Origin of the sequence: Cupriavidus alkaliphilus, assembly GCF_900094595.1 — a bacterium.
In the GTDB taxonomy this organism is placed as follows: domain Bacteria; phylum Pseudomonadota; class Gammaproteobacteria; order Burkholderiales; family Burkholderiaceae; genus Cupriavidus; species Cupriavidus alkaliphilus.
Genome location: NZ_FMAD01000002.1, coordinates 275,531 through 292,417, shown reverse-complemented (window position 1 = coordinate 292,417; position 16,887 = coordinate 275,531). Strand labels below are relative to the sequence as shown.

The window sequence follows — 16,887 nt, the reverse complement described above, 5'->3', positions numbered from 1 at the left end:
GCTTACTTGCCGGCGGCGGCAGCCACGACCTTCTGGGCGGCTTCTTCCATCGTGTCGGCCGAGATGATCGGCAGGCCCGAGTCAGCCAGCATCTTGCGGCCCAGTTCTTCGTTGGTGCCCTTCATGCGCACGACCAGCGGCACCGTCAGGTGCACGGCCTTCGAGGCCGAGATCACGCCTTCGGCGATCACGTCGCAACGCATGATGCCGCCGAAGATGTTGACCAGGATGGCCTGCACGTTCGGGTTCTTCAGCATCAGCTTGAAGGCTTCGGTCACCTTCTCGGTGGTGGCACCGCCGCCCACGTCGAGGAAGTTGGCCGGCTCGCCGCCGAACAGCTTGATGGTGTCCATGGTGGCCATGGCCAGGCCGGCGCCGTTCACCAGGCAGCCGATGTTGCCGTCCAGCGAGATGTAGGCCAGGTCGAACTTCGAGGCTTCGATTTCGTTGGCGTCTTCTTCATCCAGGTCGCGGTAGGCGACGATTTCCGGATGACGGAACAGCGCGTTCGAGTCGAAGTTGAACTTGGCGTCCAGCGCGATCACCTTGCCGTCGCCGGTCAGGATCAGCGGGTTGATTTCGGCCAGCGAGGCGTCGGTTTCATAGAACGCCTTGTACAGGCCTTGCAGGGCCTGGCGGGCTTGCGCCACACTCGCGTCGGGCACGCCGATCTTGCGGGCGATGTCGTCGGCGTCAGCGTCGGTCAGGCCGGTCGACGGCTCGACGATCAGGGTGTGGATCTTTTCCGGGCTGTGGGCGGCGACTTCTTCGATGTCCATGCCGCCTTCGCTCGACGCCATCAGGGCGATCTTCTGCGACACGCGGTCCACCACCAGCGAAACGTACAGTTCCTTCTTGATGTCGGCGCCTTCTTCGATCAGCAGGCGGTTGACCTTCTTGCCTTCCGGACCGGTCTGGTGCGTGACCAGCTGCATGCCCAGGATGTTGGACGCATAGGTCTTGACCTCGTCCATGCTCTTGGCAACCTTGACGCCGCCGCCCTTGCCGCGGCCACCCGCGTGGATCTGCGCCTTGACAACCCACACCGGGCCGCCGAGTTGTTCTGCGGCCTTCAGGGCCTCGTCAACCGAGAACGCGGGGATGCCGCGCGGAACCGGCACATTGTATTTGCGCAGGATTTCCTTGCCTTGATACTCATGGATATTCATGCGTGTTTCCTTTCGGGTAGGCGTAAAAGGTAGAAGGGAAGAATCTGAAAGAAGACGAACTCTCTCGTCGGGCTGGCCGATCCTGAGAATCAGCCGGAGGTGCCGGTCGGCCGGTCGGCCGGGACAGCGTCGTTGCCGTCGATTGCGTGACCACCGCGGTCGCCATTGGCCGCGGGCTGCTGCGCCTGAGGCGCGGATGCGACGGCAGGCGCGGCCTCGGCCCGTACCTTGGGCGTCGGCTGGTGACCATACCAGCGCGGGTAAAACTGACGAACCACCTCGCCGTCGAAACGCAGGGCGTGGCAGCCGTTCAACTGATAGGGCGGCTCCGGATTCGGATCGTCCTCGCCGTTGTCGCGGATACTGATGACCTCGCCGGCAAAGGCCTGGATCGCGGTGCTCGGCAGCACGCCGGCGGCTTCGGTCAGGTGCGAGCAGCCGTGCATGCCGCCCAGGCGCTCGCGCACCGCCTTGCGAAAGCCCTTGCGCAGGTTCAGCCCGATCAGCTTGCGGTAGGCCTCGCCGATCGTGTCGCAATGGGACGGGTACGGCACCCAGTCCGAGCAGGCCTCGGCATCCAGCACCGTCATTTCCTCGTCGATCGTGATGCGCAGCCACAGGTCGTGCAGCGGCTGGCCTTGCGGGCGGATGCGGTCGCCGGCCAGTTCGATGTCACGGGGCTTGGTGTCGGTCAGGCGCACCTCGATGTCCCACAGGCCGTCCTCCCTCTGGTACGCCTCGGCCGCGATGGCGCGACGGTGACGCAGGGAGCGGTTGACGGGCTGGGACAGAGGCATGGCCAGGCTGGGAAACGGACGAGAATACGGAGATACCGGGAATACGGGGGGCTGGGGCACCGTGGTGCCGCGGCACCGAATAACCCGGGGAGTTTAACATGCCATGCCGCGTTGGCCGGGAACATCCTTGTGCGGCAACTGTCGCGCCTGGATTGTCGGCCGACCATGGCACCGTGGCAGGCTGGGTCGCCTTGCCGCAATGCACCAGCAGGCACCGGCTTGCCGGCCGCGACAAACGTCAGGCGCCGGCGGGGCGCGATGACGCAACGCAGCGAAATACACATGACGGCAGCACAGGTACTGCACTAGCCTGCCACGCGACGCCGGCTCAGTCCGCGTCGCCGTAGTCCTCGTCCGCGCCCTGGATGATCCTGCCGACCACCGCGCGCGAAAAGCCGCGTGCCACCATGAAGCGGATCTGCTTCGCCCGCGCCTCGGGCGTTTCGGGCGGCGCGCCGAAGCGCTTGCGCCAGACCTCGCGCGCGCGCTCGGCTTCGGTGGCGCGCAGGCGCTCCTGCAGTTCGCCCAGCTGCTCGCTGTCGAGCTTGTGGGTCTTGGCCTCCTGCATCACGCGCGCGGTGCCGTAGCGGGCGCCGCGGCGATGCACCAGGCTGTCGGCGAAGCGCTGGTTCGACAGCCAGTTCTCGCGCTCCAGCGCATCCAGCAATTGCTCCAGCTGCTCCGGCGACTCGGCATGCGGCGCCAGCTTGCGCGCCAGCTCGGCGCGGCTGTGCTCGCGGCGCGACAGGTAGCCGACGGCGCGGGCCTTCAGCGACAGCGGGGGACGGATTGCCATGGGTGACCGGGGATCAGCGGATGAAGGACCGGCCCTGCGGGCCAAGCAAAAAGGCCGGAGCATCGGCGATGCCCCGGCCTTCGGGATGGCGCAGCGGCCGTCGGCGCGATCAGTCTTCGATCGTTGCGGCCGCGGCTGCGGCCGTCGGGTTCATGGCCACCACGCCCAGCGCCGCGCGCACCTTGTTTTCGATCTCGGCGGCAATGTCGGGATTCTCGCGCAGGTATTCACGGGCGTTGTCCTTGCCCTGGCCGATCTTCTCGCCGTTGTAGCTGTACCAGGCGCCGGACTTCTCGACGATCTTGGCATCGACGCCCAGGTCGATGATCTCGCCCTGGCGCGAGATGCCCTGGCCGTAGAGGATGTCGAAGAAGGCCTCGCGGAACGGCGGCGATACCTTGTTCTTGACCACCTTGACCTTGGTCTCGTTGCCGATCACGTCGTCGCCCTTCTTGATCGAGCCGATGCGGCGGATGTCCAGGCGCACCGAGGCGTAGAACTTCAGCGCATTGCCGCCGGTGGTGGTTTCGGGCGAGCCGAACATCACGCCGATCTTCATGCGGATCTGGTTGATGAAGATCACCAGGCAGTTGGTGCGCTTGATGGTGCCGGTCAGCTTGCGCAGCGCCTGGCTCATCAGGCGGGCCTGCAGGCCGGGCAGCGAATCGCCCATTTCGCCTTCGATTTCGGCCTTCGGCACCAGTGCGGCGACCGAGTCGATGACGATCAGGTCGATCGAGCCCGAGCGCACCAGCGCGTCGGTGATTTCCAGGGCCTGCTCGCCGGTGTCGGGCTGCGAGATCAGCAGGTCGCCGACGCTGACGCCGAGCTTGGAGGCATAGTTGACGTCCAGCGCGTGCTCGGCATCGATAAAGGCGCAGGTGCCGCCCAGCTTCTGCATCTCGGCCACGACCTGCAGCGTCAGCGTGGTCTTGCCCGAGGATTCCGGCCCGTAGATCTCGACCACGCGGCCGCGCGGCAGCCCACCGACGCCAAGCGCGATGTCCAGGCCGAGCGAACCGGTGGAAACCACCTGGATGTCCTTTTCGACCTCGCCGTCGCCCAGGCGCATGATCGAGCCCTTGCCGAACTGCTTCTCGATCTGGGAGAGCGCGGCGGCAAGCGCCTTCTGCTTCTCGGCGCTCACGCCGGCACCTGCCTTCTTGTCGTCCATGGTCGTCCTTGAATCAAATGGTGTATAAATAGGCCGCATGTGGCGCGGCACCGGCATTTGCCGGCATCAGCGCCGGCCCGGCTGTCTGCGCGGCCGCACTCCAGGGGGTCTCCCCGGGCGGCCCCAGCGGAACGTGCGGGTACTGTATAAAAAAACAGTATGCTTGGCAAGCCCCTTCGCGCCCCCGTGCCCGTTGCGCACCGGTGCCGGCTATGCCGGCCAGGGTGGAGACAACCATGCGCATTCTGATCGCCGAAGATGACGACGTGCTGGCCGACGGCCTGACCCGTTCGCTACGCCACTCGGGCTACGCCGTCGACCATGTCGCCAATGGCCTGGAAGCCGATTCGGCCCTGTCGACCCAGACCTTCGACCTGCTGATCCTCGACCTGGGCCTGCCGCGCATGTCGGGGCTGGAGGTGCTCAAGCGCCTGCGCGCGCGCGGCGCGATGCTGCCGGTGCTGATCCTGACCGCCGCCGACAGCGTCGACGAGCGCGTCAAGGGCCTGGACCTCGGCGCCGACGACTACATGGCCAAGCCCTTCGCCCTGACCGAGCTCGAGGCGCGCGTGCGCGCCCTGGTGCGGCGCGGCGCCGGCGGCGGTGCCACGCTGATGCGCCACGGGCCGCTGGCCTACGACCAGGTCGGGCGCATCGCCTACCTGAACGACCAGATGCTGGACCTGTCCGCGCGCGAGATCGGTTTGCTGGAGATCCTGCTCACGCGCAGCGGCCGCCTGGTGTCGAAGGAACAGCTGGTGGACCACCTGTGCGAATGGGGTGAGGAAGTCAGCAACAACGCCATCGAGGTCTATGTGCACCGCCTGCGCAAGAAGATCGAGGTGGGCGGCATCCGCATCGCCACCGTGCGCGGGCTGGGCTACTGCCTGGAGAAATTCCAGCCGGCGGTGGCCGCGCCGCATTGATCCCGTCACCGCAGGCCATGCGACCGACCTGAGCGCAACCTCGCCGACATGAGCCTGCTGCGACTGCCCTGGCGGCGCGTGCCGCGCGCCACGCCCCCTTCCCCCTCCACGCCCGAGGCCACCGACCAGGACCTGGCCGACGCGCTGCCGCACCTGGAGGAAAGCACCGCCCACCCCGCCCCGCGCTCGCTGTTCGGCGAGATCCTGGACTGGATGCTGGCACCGTTGCTGCTGCTCTGGCCGATGAGCATCGCGGTGACCTACCTGGTGGCCAAGTCGATCGCCAACGGTCCCTTCGACCGCGCGCTCGAAGCCAGCGCCATCGTGCTGTCGCAGCAGGTGCGCGAGGTCAACGGCCGCGTCACGCTGCAGCTGCCGCTGTCGGCGCGCGAGATCCTGCGCGCCGACGAGACCGACAACATCTACTACCAGGTGGTCGGCAAGCGCGGCGAGTACATCGCCGGCGACCAGGACCTGCCGCTGCCGTCCGAGGACAACCAGGGCCACGCGGGGCTGGTGTCGCTGCGCGATGACCGCGTGGCCGGCAACGACGTGCGCGTGGCCTACACCTATATCGAGCTCAAGCAGGTCAGCGGCACCCAGCCGGTGCTGGTGCAGGTGGCCGAAACCCTGGACAAGCGCGCCCGGCTGGCCAACGAGATCATCAAGGGCGTGATCCTGCCGCAGTTCGTGATCCTGCCGCTGGCGGTGGTGCTGGTGTGGTTCGGGCTGTCGCGCGGGCTGGCGCCGCTGACCGCGATCCAGCAGCGCATCCGCGCGCGCAACCCGGGCGATACCAGTCCCATCGACGAACGCGCCGCGCCGCAGGAAATCACGCCGCTGGTGGGCTCGTTCAACGATCTGCTGGCGCGGCTGGACCAGTCGGTGCAGACCCAGAAGCGCTTTATCGCCGATGCCGCGCACCAGATGAAGACGCCGCTGGCGGGCCTGCGCATGCAGGCCGAGCTGGCGCAGCGCGAGCAGTCGCCGGAAGAACTGCGGCGCTCGCTGGCGCAGATCGCGGGCAGCTCGGAACGCACCGCGCACCTGGTCACGCAGCTGCTGTCGCTGGCGCGCATGGAAAACCTGGCCGGCACCGGCGGCATGGCCGCGCTCGACCTGGCGGCGCTGGCGCGCGAAGTGGTCAAGGACTGGCTGCCGCGGGCGTGGGCGCGCGACATCGACCTGGGCCTCGATGCCGACGACCATCCGGTGATGGTCCAGGGCAACCGCCTGATGCTGACCGAGATGCTGAACAACCTGCTCGACAACGCCATCCGCTACACGCCGCGCGGCGGCCGCGCCACGGTGCGGGTCAGCGCCGACGCCTTCGAACCGTTCGCCTACCTCGACGTGGAAGACACCGGCCCGGGCATTGCACCGTCAGAGCGCGAGCGCGTGATGGAGCGCTTCTACCGCGTGCTGGGCACCAACACCGAAGGCAGCGGCCTGGGCCTGGCGATCGTGCGCGAAATCGTGCAGCAGCACGGCGGCGACGTCCAGATCTCCGACCACGTCTACCAGCAATCGCCACGACTGGCCGGCGCGCACTTCCGCGTGACGCTGCGCCGCCCCGAAAACTTTCCGCCCGCATGAACGACACCCCTGCCCCCGGCAGCACCGAGGCACGCCATCGCCTTGCCTGGCATCGCAACCTGCGCTGGATCTGCGGCCTGCTCGCGGTCTGGTTCACGGTCACCTTCGTGGTGGCGTGGTTTGCACGCGACCTGCGCTTCAACTTCTTTGGCTGGCCGTTCTCGTTCTGGGTCGGCGCGCAGGGCGCGCTGGTGGTCTATGTGCTGATGGCCGCGCTCTACGCCTGGCGCATGAATCAGGACGATGCCGAAACCGACCGCGCCGAGCCCCCGCCGGCGGCAATGCCATCGCAAGGCGCCTCGCGCGGGCCCGGCGCGGATGCTGCATAGCCGCACGCCCGCAACGCGCACAGCTGTGCGGCGCGCATGCGCCAAGGGCCCGCAGCGCAGCATCCACGGCCCTGTGCGCGCCTAGCGTATACCCCGACGTTTTTTGCTGCAGGTACGCAGGAATCTGTCAGAACGCAGTAAGTTTCGCCACCCACAATCCTCTGCAACTCTGGGCATAGCGGCCAGCCGCGCGGCGCTTTCCGCGCGCCACGCCCGCCCCGGGATCCATTCCAGACGGAGGAGACAAATGGCAAACGTGCAAAACGTTGCGGTGCCCGGAGGGGGCGCGCAGAACGCACCGATGACTGCCGAAGAGCGCAAGGTGATCTTTGCCTCGTCGCTGGGCACGGTGTTCGAGTGGTACGACTTTTACCTGTATGGCTCGCTGGCGGCGATCATCGCCAAGCAGTTCTTTGCCGGGCTGGACCCGACCTCGGCCTTCATCTTCGCGCTGCTCGCGTTTGCCGCCGGCTTTATCGTGCGGCCGTTCGGCGCGCTGGTGTTCGGCCGCCTGGGCGACATGATCGGGCGCAAGTACACCTTCCTGGTGACGATCCTGATCATGGGCGTGTCGACCTTCATCGTCGGCCTGCTGCCCGGCTACGCCACCATCGGCTGGGCCGCGCCGATCATCCTGATCGCGCTGCGCATGCTGCAGGGCCTGGCGCTCGGCGGCGAGTACGGCGGTGCCGCGACCTACGTGGCCGAACACGCCCCCCACGGCAAGCGCGGTGCGTACACCTCGTGGATCCAGACCACCGCCACGCTCGGCCTGTTCCTGTCGCTGATCGTGATTCTGCTGTGCCGCGAGGCGACCGGTCCCAACTTCGAGGTCTGGGGCTGGCGCATCCCGTTCCTGCTGTCGATCCTGCTGCTGGGCGTGTCGGTGTATATCCGGCTGTCGATGAACGAATCGCCGGCGTTCCAGCGCATGAAGGCCGAGGGCAAGACCTCCAAGGCACCGCTGACCGAATCGTTCGGCCAATGGCGCAACCTGAAGATCGTGATCCTGGCGCTGCTGGGCCTGACCGCCGGCCAGGCCGTGGTCTGGTACACCGGCCAGTTCTACGCGCTGTTCTTCCTGACCCAGGTGCTCAAGGTCGATGCCAAGACGGCCAACCTGCTGATTGCCGGCGCACTGGTGATCGGCACGCCGTTCTTCATCTTCTTCGGCGCGCTGTCGGACAAGATCGGCCGCAAGTGGATCATCATGGCGGGCTGCGCGCTGGCCGTGCTGACCTACTTCCCGCTGTTCAAGGCCCTGACCCACTACGCCAACCCGGCGCTGGAGCGCGCCCAGCAAAGCGCCCAGATCGTGGTGACCGCGGATCCGAAGCAGTGCTCGTTCCAGGGCAGCCCGATCGCCCGCGAGATCGACTTCCGCAGCTCGTGCGACATCGCCAAGCGTACCCTGGCCCAGGCCTCGGCAAGCTATGAAGTGGTCGAGGCCCCGGCCGGGACCGTGGCCAGCGTCAAGATCGGCGACAAGGAGATCAAGGCCTTCGATGCCAAGCTGGTGAACGGCCACAGCTTCGACGATGCCAGCAAGCAGCAGATCGCGGCGTTCAAGAAGGAAGTAGGCAGCTCGATGGCCGCGGCCGGTTACCCGACCAAGGCCGACCCGGCGCAGATGAACACGATCATGGTGCTGGTGATCCTGGTCATCCTGGTGATCTACGTCACCATGGTGTACGGGCCGATTGCCGCCATGCTGGTGGAACTGTTCCCGACCCGCATCCGCTACACCTCGATGTCGCTGCCCTACCATATCGGCAACGGCTGGTTCGGCGGCCTGCTGCCCACCATCTCGTTCGCGCTGGTGGCGCAGAACGGCAACATCTACTACGGCCTCTGGTACCCGATCATCATCGCTGCCCTCACCTTCGTGATCGGCGCGCTGTTTATCCGCGAGACCAAGGACGTGAACATCTACGCCAACGACTGAGCGGTCGTGCGGCACTGAGCAGAACGGCAGGCCCGCGGGCCTGCCGTTTTTTTATGCACGGAAGCCCCGTGCAAAATCTTCGCCGGAAGGTGTTGACAGTCGCGAAAGCCCAGGTATAATCGCAGTCTTCGTTGGCGAATTAGCTCAGTCGGTTAGAGCGACGGAATCATAATCCGCAGGTCCGGGGTTCGAGTCCCTGATTCGCCACCATCTATTTGAAAAGCCGCGATCCCGCAAGGGTTCGCGGCTTTTTGCTTTGGTTCTCGCGGACAGACGTTCCGGGCCACGACACCAGGCTGTCCGTGACGGACAGCTCCGCCGGCAACGCTTACCAGTAGCGCACGCGCCCGGTGTCGATATGCACGAACTGGTCGGACTCGTAGTAGCCGACGCCTCCGCCCTGCAATGACTTGGCGGCATCGCGCACATCGGCCAGCGACACGCCGGCCAGCCGGATGTCGATGGCCTTGCCGTCCATATGCAGGCTGTGCTTTGCCACCCCGCCGCTGCGCGAGTTGCGCAGGCGCGAATTGGTGGCCGGGCTGCGATAGCCGGAAATGACCTGGAACGGCTTGTCGGTGCCGAGCTCGCGCCGCACCTGGAACAGCAGGTCGAACAGCTGCGGATCGATGGCGCCGACCTTGCCGGAATAATGGTCGCGCAGGAAGCCGTTGAGCGTCGTCAGCGCCTCGGGCACGAAACGGTCGCCCACGGCATAGACCAGCGACACGCGCTCGCCGGTGTGGGTGTGGTCGAACGCCAGCGTGCGGGCATCCGGCAGGCCGGCCAGCGCCTGGTTGGCGGGCAGGCTTGCCAGCGCGCGGCGCGGTGCGAGCGGCATCAGTCCGGCGGCGAGCGCCAGGGTTCCGGTGGTATGAAGAAAGCGGCGGCGTGCCTTGCGCGTCGCGTCAGTCATGGTACTTCCTCTGAATATGCGGGGTGCGTCGCTTCAATGGATGACGCCGGAGGCGCTTGCCACAGCGCGCTGCTGGGGGCGACCGTTGCGTTGCCGCAGCGCCTTGTCCAGCAATTTGTCGTGACCGTAGATGTCAGGCAGGAAGGATACACGACCATCGGCGCGCGCGATGACCGTGCCGTAAGCCAGCACCACCGGCAACGGCTGCTGCAGGCGCACCGTGTTCGACTTGCCACGTGCCATCGCCTCGCGGATCCGGTTCTCGTCCCAGTCCGGCATATCGTGCAACACGAACTGCGCCAGCGCTACTGGGGCTTCCACGCGGATGCAGCCGTGGCTGAAGTCGCGCCGGTCGCGCTTGAACAGCTGCGGCGAAGGCGTGTGGTGCAGGTAGATGTTCTCGTTGTTGGGGAACACGAACTTGATGTCGCCCAGCGCGTTGAGGGGACCGGGCCGCTGGCGGATGCGCAGGCTGCCGTTCAGCACCGCGTTCAGGTTTTCCTCGGACAGCGTGGTCACGGCCTTGCCGTCGCCGCCGACGAACTCCAGCCCCTGGCGGTTGAAATAGCCCGGATCGCGCTGCAGCCGCGGCACCGTCTCGCGGCGCGCGATCGACGGCGGGATGTTCCAGTACGGGCTGAATTCGATATAGCGCATGTCCTCCTCGAACAGCGGCGTGCGCGTATCGAGCGCCTTGCCGACGATCACCTTCATTTCCAGCTTGATGTCGAGCTTGCCGTCGCGGATTTCATAGGCGCGCAGCATGAACTCCGGCACGTTGACCACGATCATGCGCGGGCCGTCCAGCGGGGTCCAGCGCAGGCGCTCCATGGTCAGTTCGATCTGCCGCACCCGCTCGGCGATGGGCAGGTTCAGCTGCGCCAGCGTGGCCGCGCCGATCACGCCATCGGGCTGCAGCCCATGGCGCGACTGGAACGCCTTGACGCCATCGACCAGCGCGCCCTCATAGCGCGGCGGGGGCTGCGTGCCGGCGGGCAGGTCGCCCAGCGCCACCAGGCGCGCGGCCAGAGCGGCGGTGCCGGCCCACGGCTGGCCCGGCGTCAGCTTGCTGGCCGGCAGTGGCGGCAGCGGCTGCTGCCACACCGGTTGCCGGGCGATGTCGCGGTAGCGGGCCAGGGCCTGGCGCAGCGTGCCGTACAGCGGGAACGTCGGCGCCGCCTGGCGGATGGCATCGGGCAGGCGGTGCTGGGCGACGGCATCGCGCAGCGAGGTGGCGGCATCGAAAGGCCGTTCGGCCGGCGGCGCGAAATTGGCATGGACCGCGCGCGGGTTGATGCGGCCACCGTGCAGGTCGGACAGCATCCGCTCCATGGCGGCGCTCAGCGCCGCGTCGAGCCGGGCCGCGGCATCGGGCGGCAGCGCCGGGCCGTGGGCGGCCTGGGTCACCGCCTGGCGCAGGGCTTCGGCATCGTAGTCGCGCGGGTCGAGGCCATCGGCGGCCACGGCGGCCAGCGCGTCCACCGCCTGGCGCGCCTCCGGCACTGGTCGGCCCTGCACGAACCACATCGGCTCGTTGGCGAAGGCGGGAACGGCGAGCCATGTGGAGCAGGCAATGGCGACGGCGCCGAGGCGGCGCACGACAGCATTCAGGGTCTGGGGCATCGGGCGGATAGCTCGGATTCGTCACAGATGCCCACAGTCTACCCGCGATGGCCGACGGGCGCGGCAGCGCGCGCATGCCGCGGCAAACCCGCCAGGTGACGTTCACCACACCAGCTGGTGCCGGCGCGCGTAGTCCACCATCTCGACCAGCGAGCCCACGTGCAGCTTGGCCATGATATTGGCCTTGTGCGTGCTGACGGTCTTGCTGCTGATCAGCAGCTGCGCGGCGATCGCCTTGTTGGAATGCCCGCGCGCCAGGTATTGCAGGATAGTGATCTCGCGGTTGCTCAGCCGCGGCAGGCCGGTCTGCTGCTGCTCGCCGAGCTGGCGCACCGTCTCCAGCGTCTGCAGCGGAAACACCAGATAGCCGCTGAGCACGCCGCGCACGGCCTGCATCACTTCCTCGACGCCGCGCTGCTTGACCACGAACCCGTGCGCGCCGGCGCGCAGTGCCCGTACCGGCGCCTGGGCGGTGTCGTTGCCGGACAGCACCAGCAGCGGCATGCCGGGCAGTGTGGCGACCACCCTGCGGACGAAGTCGATGCCGGGATTGCCGAAGCGTTCGACGTCGACCAGCACCAGGCCGGGCCGGTGCTCGCGGGCAAGGCGGTATCCCTCCCTGACTCCATCCGTTTCCAGGACCTCGTCGGTGTCAAACTCGGCGGCGAGTTCGGCGCATAACAAGGTGCGGAACCTCGAGGGTTCGTCGACGATCAGCGTTGGGGGCAATTCAGGGCTCCTTAACAACTGGCGGGGAATTGGCCAGGGGACTGGCTATGCCAAGATTAAGGGCCCTGAGGGGCCTTGATGCGCCGAATTCTCACTGCGCGGACGCAGCAGATTCTGCACGAGAGTCAGGCTTTTCCTTCGATGACGCGGCTAGCGTCAAGTGGCTGCAGCGCCGGTTATTCCGTCCCGGCAGGCAGGAAGCGCGGCGCCGGCGCGGAACGCGGCACCTCGCGCTCGCCCTGCTGATAGAGACGATACGTGCCCCGCGCCTGGTTGTGCGGATGGCGCGCGGCCTCGTCCAGCGTCAGCACGCGCGCGAAGCAGACGTCGGTGCCGCCCAGCACGGACTCCCAATGCGTGCTCGGCCTGGCGGCAATCGCCGCGGCGATGCGGGCCTTGACCGCCGGCCATTCGGCGCGGTCGTATTGCGCGGCCGGGTCGATGTCGGTCAGTTCCAGGCGCTCGAGCAGTTCGCGGTAGAACTGAGGCTCCAGCGCACCGAGCGTGATGGCGCGCCCGTCCGCGCACGGGAACACGTCATAGAACGGCGAGTCATGGAACGGACTCGGTTGCGGGCCGCCCAGCGTGCCGGCCGCGCGCGACACCTGCACCAGCGAGCCGAGCATGGCGACGATGTCGGTGATGGCAGCATCGACCACGCAGCCCTCGCCGCTGGCGCGCGCGCTGAGGATGGCGCTGGTAATGCCGAACGCCAGCCCGAGCGCGCCGGTGGCATCGCCCATCACGGTCGGCGGCACCATCGGCAGGCTGCCTTCGCGCGCGGCCATCGACAGCAGGCCGGTCAGCGCGATGTAGTTGAGGTCATGTCCGGCGCTCTGCGACAGCGGACCGGTCTGGCCCCAGCCGGTCATGCGGCCGTAGACCAGGCGGGGATTGCGGGCATGGCAGGCCTTGGGGCCCAGCCCCAGGCGCTCCATCGCGCCGGGACGCAGGCCCTCGATCAGCGCGTCGGCGCCGGCCACCAGCTCGAGCGCGGCGGCCACGTCCGCGGGCGCCTTCAGGTTCAGCTGCACCACGCGCTTGCCGTGCTCCAGCTCCATCTCGGCCGGCACCGACTGGCCGCGCAGGATGCGCCGCGCGTCGGGGGCCACCGGGCGGGTCACCAGCGTAACCTCGGCGCCCAGGCCGGCCAGCATGGCGCCGCACAGCGGGCCGGGGCCGATGCCTTCGAATTCCACGACCTTGATACCGCGCAGGGGCTGCAGGTTGCCACGCTCACTCATGATGGTTGTCTCCGGTTCGCCGCCTGCGCGCGCCGTGGCGGGAGGCGGCTGGTATTTGGTGGTTGGATCGTCTGCCCGTTGCCGCACGGGCGGGCCATGCGGCCCTGGGGCTCGGGAGCATGCTACGCGCCGCCGCGTTGACGGGGCAATGGCCAAATGCATCAGCCGGAATGACGGAATAAATCAACGGACCGGCCAACCGGTTATCGCACCAGGAAATCGGACAATTCCGATCCGACTTGATCTGAATCGCATCCTGGCGGGACACTAGGGGGCATGATGGTTCCAGATGGCGTTGCGGCCACATGGCCGCGGCGCTTCCCTAAAGCCCCCATCCAGGAGATTCCGCCATGACCAATATCGTCCTCGCCACCGACGGCTCGGCCTTCAGCGACGCCGCGGCACGCTTTATCGCCGAAGGCAGGCTGCTGCAGAACGGCTTCACCGTGCATGTCGTCCATGTCGCCCCCGAGGTCAGCGGCCAGGTGCGCGCCTTCGTCAGCAAGGAAACCATCGACGACTGGCACAAGGAAGCCAGCGACAAGGCGATGGCGGCGGTCTGCGATATCCTCGCCGCGGCCAATGTGCCGTTCGAGCGGCACCCGCTGCACGGCTTCGCGCCCGAGCGCATCGTCGCCTACGCGAACTCGGTCGACGCCGCGGCCATCGTGATGGGCACGCACGGGCGCGGGTCGTTCTTCGATGCCGTGATCGGTTCGGTGGCGGGCCGGGTGCTGGCCCAGGCGGACTGTCCGGTGGTGCTGGTCAAGACCCCGGAAAAGAAGGGTTAAGCCCCCAGGTGACGGGCGGTGCCGCAACGGCGCCGCCTTGCGGCAGGCCTCAGGCGCCCCACAGGGGCGCTTCGTCCATCAGCGCGACCTGTTCGCGCAATTCCAGGATCCGGTCCTGCCAGTAGCGCGCGGTGCCGAACCACGGGAAGGCGGCCGGAAAGGCCGGGTCGGCCCAGCGGCTGGCGAGCCACGCGCTGTAGTGCAGCAGCCGCAGCGTGCGCAGCGCTTCCACCAGCCATAGTTCGCGGGTCTGGAACTCCGCAAAATCCTCGTAGCCGGCGACGATGTCGGCAAGCTGGCCTTGCATCGCCGCGCGGTCGCCCTCGAGCAGCATCCAGATGTCCTGGATCGCGGGGGCCATGCGGCTGTCGTCGAAGTCGACAAAATGCGGGCCCGGCTCGCCATGGGCGCCGCCACGGGCATCGTCCTCGTCGATCCACAGCACATTGCCGCGATGGCAGTCGCCATGGACGCGCAATAGCCGCACTTCGCCGGCGCGCTCATAGCAGCGCTGCACGCCGTCCAGCGCCAGCTGCGCCACCGACTGCCAGGCCGGCAGCAGATCGGCGGGAATGCAGCCGCTGGCGAGCAGCCAGTCGCGCGGGGCAATGCCGAAGGTGTCCAGGTCCAGCGCCGGGCGCGCCTGGTAGGGCTGGGCCGCGCCCAGGGCATGGATGCGGCCGATGAACCGGCCGAGCCAGGTCAGCGTATCGGCGCGGTCCAGCGCGGGCTCGCGCCCGCCGCAGCGGGGAAAGACGGCAAAGCGGAAGCCCGCATGATGCAGCAGCGTGCCGGCCTCGCCCGCCGCCAGCGCCATGGCCGGCACGGCGGGAATCTCGGCGTCGGCCAGCTGCTGCACGAACGCGTGTTCTTCCAGGATGGCCGCATCGGTCCAGCGGCCCGGGCGATAGAACTTGGCGATCACCGGCGCGGCGTCCTCGATACCCACCTGCCAGACCCGGTTCTCGTAACTGTTGAGCGCCAGCAGGCGCCCGTCGGGGCGCAGGCCGGCGCCCTCGAGCGCGTCCAGCATCAGCTCCGGCGTCAGGCCGGCATAGGGCACACCGGAGTCGGCGGGGGCGTCGGACGCGTGCATGGTGCCGGCCGGCTCCGCTTTAGCGCGCCGGCTTGCGGCTGCCGCCCAGCAGCGCCGCCTGCGGCGCCGGACGGCGGTTGCGCGCCGGTGCCGGCGCGGCGTCATTGGGCTGGCGTACGGGCTGGGCCGCGGCGCGTGGCGGGCGCGCCGGTTCCTGGCCGTCGCGGCGCGGCGCGGGGTTGCGCGCGCCGGCGGGCTGGGCGGCACGATTGCCGTTGGCGGCGCCGTTGCCGCGCTGGCCCTGGCTTTGGCCCTGGCCCTGGCGCGGCGCGCCCTGCCCCTGGCGCGCCGGACGCTGGCGCTGCGCGCCCTCGCCGTCGCCGGCCGGACGGCCCTCGGCCCGTCCACGGCCCTGGCCCTGGCCGCCGCCACGTTGCTGGCGGCCCTTCTGGATCGGCTCGGGCGCGATGCTGGGGTCGACCTCGAAGCCCGGCAGCACGGTCTGTTCGAGCTTGCGCTTGATCAGGCGCTCGATATCGCGCAGCAGCGCCAGCTCGTCGACGCAAACCAGCGAGATCGCCTCGCCCTCGGCGCCGGCGCGGCCGGTGCGGCCGATGCGGTGGACGTAGTCCTCGGGCACGTTGGGCAGGTCGAAGTTGACCACATGCGGCAACTGGTCGATGTCGATGCCGCGCGCGGCGATATCGGTCGCCACCAGCAGCCGCAGCGTGCCGGCCTTGAATTCCGTCAGTGCCCGGGTGCGTGCCGACTGGCTCTTGTTGCCGTGGATCGCCAGCGCCGACAGGCCGTCCTTGGTCAGCTGCTCGGCCAGGCGGTTGGCGCCATGCTTGGTGCGCGTGAACACCAGCACCTGGTGCCAGTCATGCTGGCGCACCAGGTGGGCCAGCAGTTCGCGCTTGCGTTCGCGATCGACCGGGTAGACGCGCTGGTCGACGGTCTCGGCGGTGGTATTGCGCCGCGCGACTTCGATCGACGCGGGATTGTTCAGCAGGCGGTCGGCCAGCGCGCGGATATCGTCCGAGAACGTCGCCGAGAACAGCAGGTTCTGGCGCTTGGCCGGCAGCACGTTGAGGATCTTGCGGATATCGTGGATGAAGCCCATGTCGAGCATGCGGTCGGCTTCATCGAGCACCAGCAGTTCCACCTGCGACAGGTCGATGGTGCGCTGTGACACATGGTCCAGCAGGCGGCCGGGCGTGGCCACGACGATCTCCACGCCGCGCTTGAGCTGCTCGATCTGCGGGTTGATGCCGACCCCGCCGAACATCACCATCGAGCGCAGGCGCAGGTACTTGCCGTAGTTGCGCACGCTCTCCTCGACCTGCGCCGCCAGTTCGCGCGTGGGCGTCAGCACCAGCGCGCGCACCGCCACGCGGCCGCTGCGCTGGGCGCCGCCGGCCTGGCGCGCCGCGGTTTCGGACAGCAGCTGCAGCATCGGCAGGGTAAAGCCGGCGGTCTTGCCGGTGCCGGTCTGGGCGCCGGCGAGCAGGTCGCCACCCTTGAGGATGGCGGGAATTGCCTGGGCCTGGATGGGAGTCGGGGTGGTGTAGCCCTGTTCGGCTACGGCACGCACAATCTTTTCGGACAAGCCGAGTTCAGAAAAAGACATGAATTGCTGCTTGGGCCATCGCTGCGCGCGCAGTGCGCCAGACGCCGGATGGCTCCTTGTAATCGATCGGAATCGGAACGCGAACGCCGGGAAGCCGGCGTGGCAGGCAACCGGCCCGCCCGCGAAGGAAAGAGCGGTAGTGTACCAGTCCGGCGCGGGCGGGTTATGCACCCCGACCGGCAACCA

The 16,887-nt window shown here is 68.1% G+C and carries 15 protein-coding genes and 1 tRNA gene; 6 read left to right on the top strand and 10 right to left on the bottom strand.

From position 1 onward, the window contains the following. Positions 1–2 precede the first annotated feature (2 nt). The 4 genes from sucC to recA form a co-directional block, all read right to left on the bottom strand. Positions 3–1,169 (bottom strand): ADP-forming succinate--CoA ligase subunit beta, encoded by a 1,167-nt coding sequence (gene sucC, locus GA0116996_RS04870; RefSeq protein WP_092307810.1) that lies wholly within the window; start codon positions 1,167–1,169, stop codon positions 3–5. A gap of 89 nt (positions 1,170–1,258) precedes the next feature. Beyond that, complete coding sequence (locus GA0116996_RS04865; RefSeq protein ID WP_092307808.1) at positions 1,259–1,966, bottom strand: DUF2889 domain-containing protein; 708 nt, start codon at positions 1,964–1,966, stop codon at positions 1,259–1,261. Between the two features lie 328 nt (positions 1,967–2,294). Continuing rightward, a complete protein-coding gene (gene recX / locus GA0116996_RS04860) occupies positions 2,295–2,762 on the bottom strand; it encodes a recombination regulator RecX (RefSeq protein WP_092307806.1) in 468 nt (155 codons plus the stop codon). A gap of 109 nt (positions 2,763–2,871) precedes the next feature. Then, positions 2,872–3,936 (bottom strand): recombinase RecA, encoded by a 1,065-nt coding sequence (gene recA, locus GA0116996_RS04855; protein WP_092307804.1) that lies wholly within the window; start codon positions 3,934–3,936, stop codon positions 2,872–2,874. Positions 3,937–4,172: 236 nt separating this feature from the next. Here recA and GA0116996_RS04850 point away from each other — a divergent pair, with 236 nt between their 5' ends. The 5 genes from GA0116996_RS04850 (at position 4,173) to GA0116996_RS04830 (ending at position 8,942) form a co-directional block, all read left to right on the top strand. Then, a complete protein-coding gene (locus GA0116996_RS04850; RefSeq protein ID WP_092307802.1) occupies positions 4,173–4,862 on the top strand; it encodes a response regulator in 690 nt (229 codons plus the stop codon). A gap of 48 nt (positions 4,863–4,910) precedes the next feature. Continuing rightward, the gene (locus GA0116996_RS04845; protein WP_092307800.1) at positions 4,911–6,458 is read left to right on the top strand and encodes a sensor histidine kinase; all 1,548 of its coding nucleotides are present in this window, start codon (positions 4,911–4,913) and stop codon (positions 6,456–6,458) included. After that, positions 6,455–6,787 (top strand): DUF4212 domain-containing protein, encoded by a 333-nt coding sequence (locus tag GA0116996_RS04840; RefSeq protein WP_092307798.1) that lies wholly within the window; start codon positions 6,455–6,457, stop codon positions 6,785–6,787. The genes GA0116996_RS04845 and GA0116996_RS04840 overlap by 4 nt, the downstream gene beginning before the upstream one ends. Before the next feature lie 247 nt (positions 6,788–7,034). Then, positions 7,035–8,732, top strand: a complete 1,698-nt coding sequence (locus tag GA0116996_RS04835; protein WP_092307796.1) for an MFS transporter — start codon at positions 7,035–7,037, stop codon at positions 8,730–8,732. Between the two features lie 133 nt (positions 8,733–8,865). Then, a tRNA-Met gene (locus GA0116996_RS04830) sits at positions 8,866–8,942 on the top strand. A 118-nt stretch (positions 8,943–9,060) separates the two neighbouring features. On the opposite strand, the gene mepK is transcribed toward GA0116996_RS04830, so the two are convergent. The 4 genes from mepK to GA0116996_RS04810 form a co-directional block, all read right to left on the bottom strand. After that, the gene (gene mepK, locus GA0116996_RS04825; protein ID WP_092307794.1) at positions 9,061–9,648 is read right to left on the bottom strand and encodes a peptidoglycan L,D-endopeptidase MepK; all 588 of its coding nucleotides are present in this window, start codon (positions 9,646–9,648) and stop codon (positions 9,061–9,063) included. Between the two features lie 33 nt (positions 9,649–9,681). Beyond that, positions 9,682–11,271 carry a L,D-transpeptidase family protein gene (locus GA0116996_RS04820; RefSeq protein WP_092307792.1) on the bottom strand — a complete coding sequence of 530 codons (1,590 nt, stop codon included), beginning with the start codon at positions 11,269–11,271 and terminating at the stop codon, positions 9,682–9,684. Between the two features lie 102 nt (positions 11,272–11,373). Further along, positions 11,374–12,000: a response regulator transcription factor gene (locus tag GA0116996_RS04815; RefSeq protein WP_092307790.1), complete on the bottom strand. Its 627-nt coding sequence runs from the start codon at positions 11,998–12,000 to the stop codon at positions 11,374–11,376. A gap of 176 nt (positions 12,001–12,176) precedes the next feature. Beyond that, a complete protein-coding gene (locus GA0116996_RS04810; protein WP_092307788.1) occupies positions 12,177–13,244 on the bottom strand; it encodes a CaiB/BaiF CoA transferase family protein in 1,068 nt (355 codons plus the stop codon). Between the two features lie 350 nt (positions 13,245–13,594). On the opposite strand from GA0116996_RS04810, the gene GA0116996_RS04805 reads away from it, so the two are divergent. Further along, a complete protein-coding gene (locus GA0116996_RS04805) occupies positions 13,595–14,035 on the top strand; it encodes a universal stress protein (protein ID WP_092307786.1) in 441 nt (146 codons plus the stop codon). Positions 14,036–14,084: 49 nt separating this feature from the next. Here the strand turns inward: GA0116996_RS04805 and GA0116996_RS04800 are convergent, their stop codons facing one another. Then, positions 14,085–15,131, bottom strand: a complete 1,047-nt coding sequence (locus GA0116996_RS04800) for a serine/threonine protein kinase (RefSeq protein WP_092307784.1) — start codon at positions 15,129–15,131, stop codon at positions 14,085–14,087. Positions 15,132–15,150: 19 nt separating this feature from the next. Next, positions 15,151–16,701 carry a DEAD/DEAH box helicase gene (locus GA0116996_RS04795; protein ID WP_092307782.1) on the bottom strand — a complete coding sequence of 517 codons (1,551 nt, stop codon included), beginning with the start codon at positions 16,699–16,701 and terminating at the stop codon, positions 15,151–15,153. Positions 16,702–16,887 lie beyond the last annotated feature (186 nt).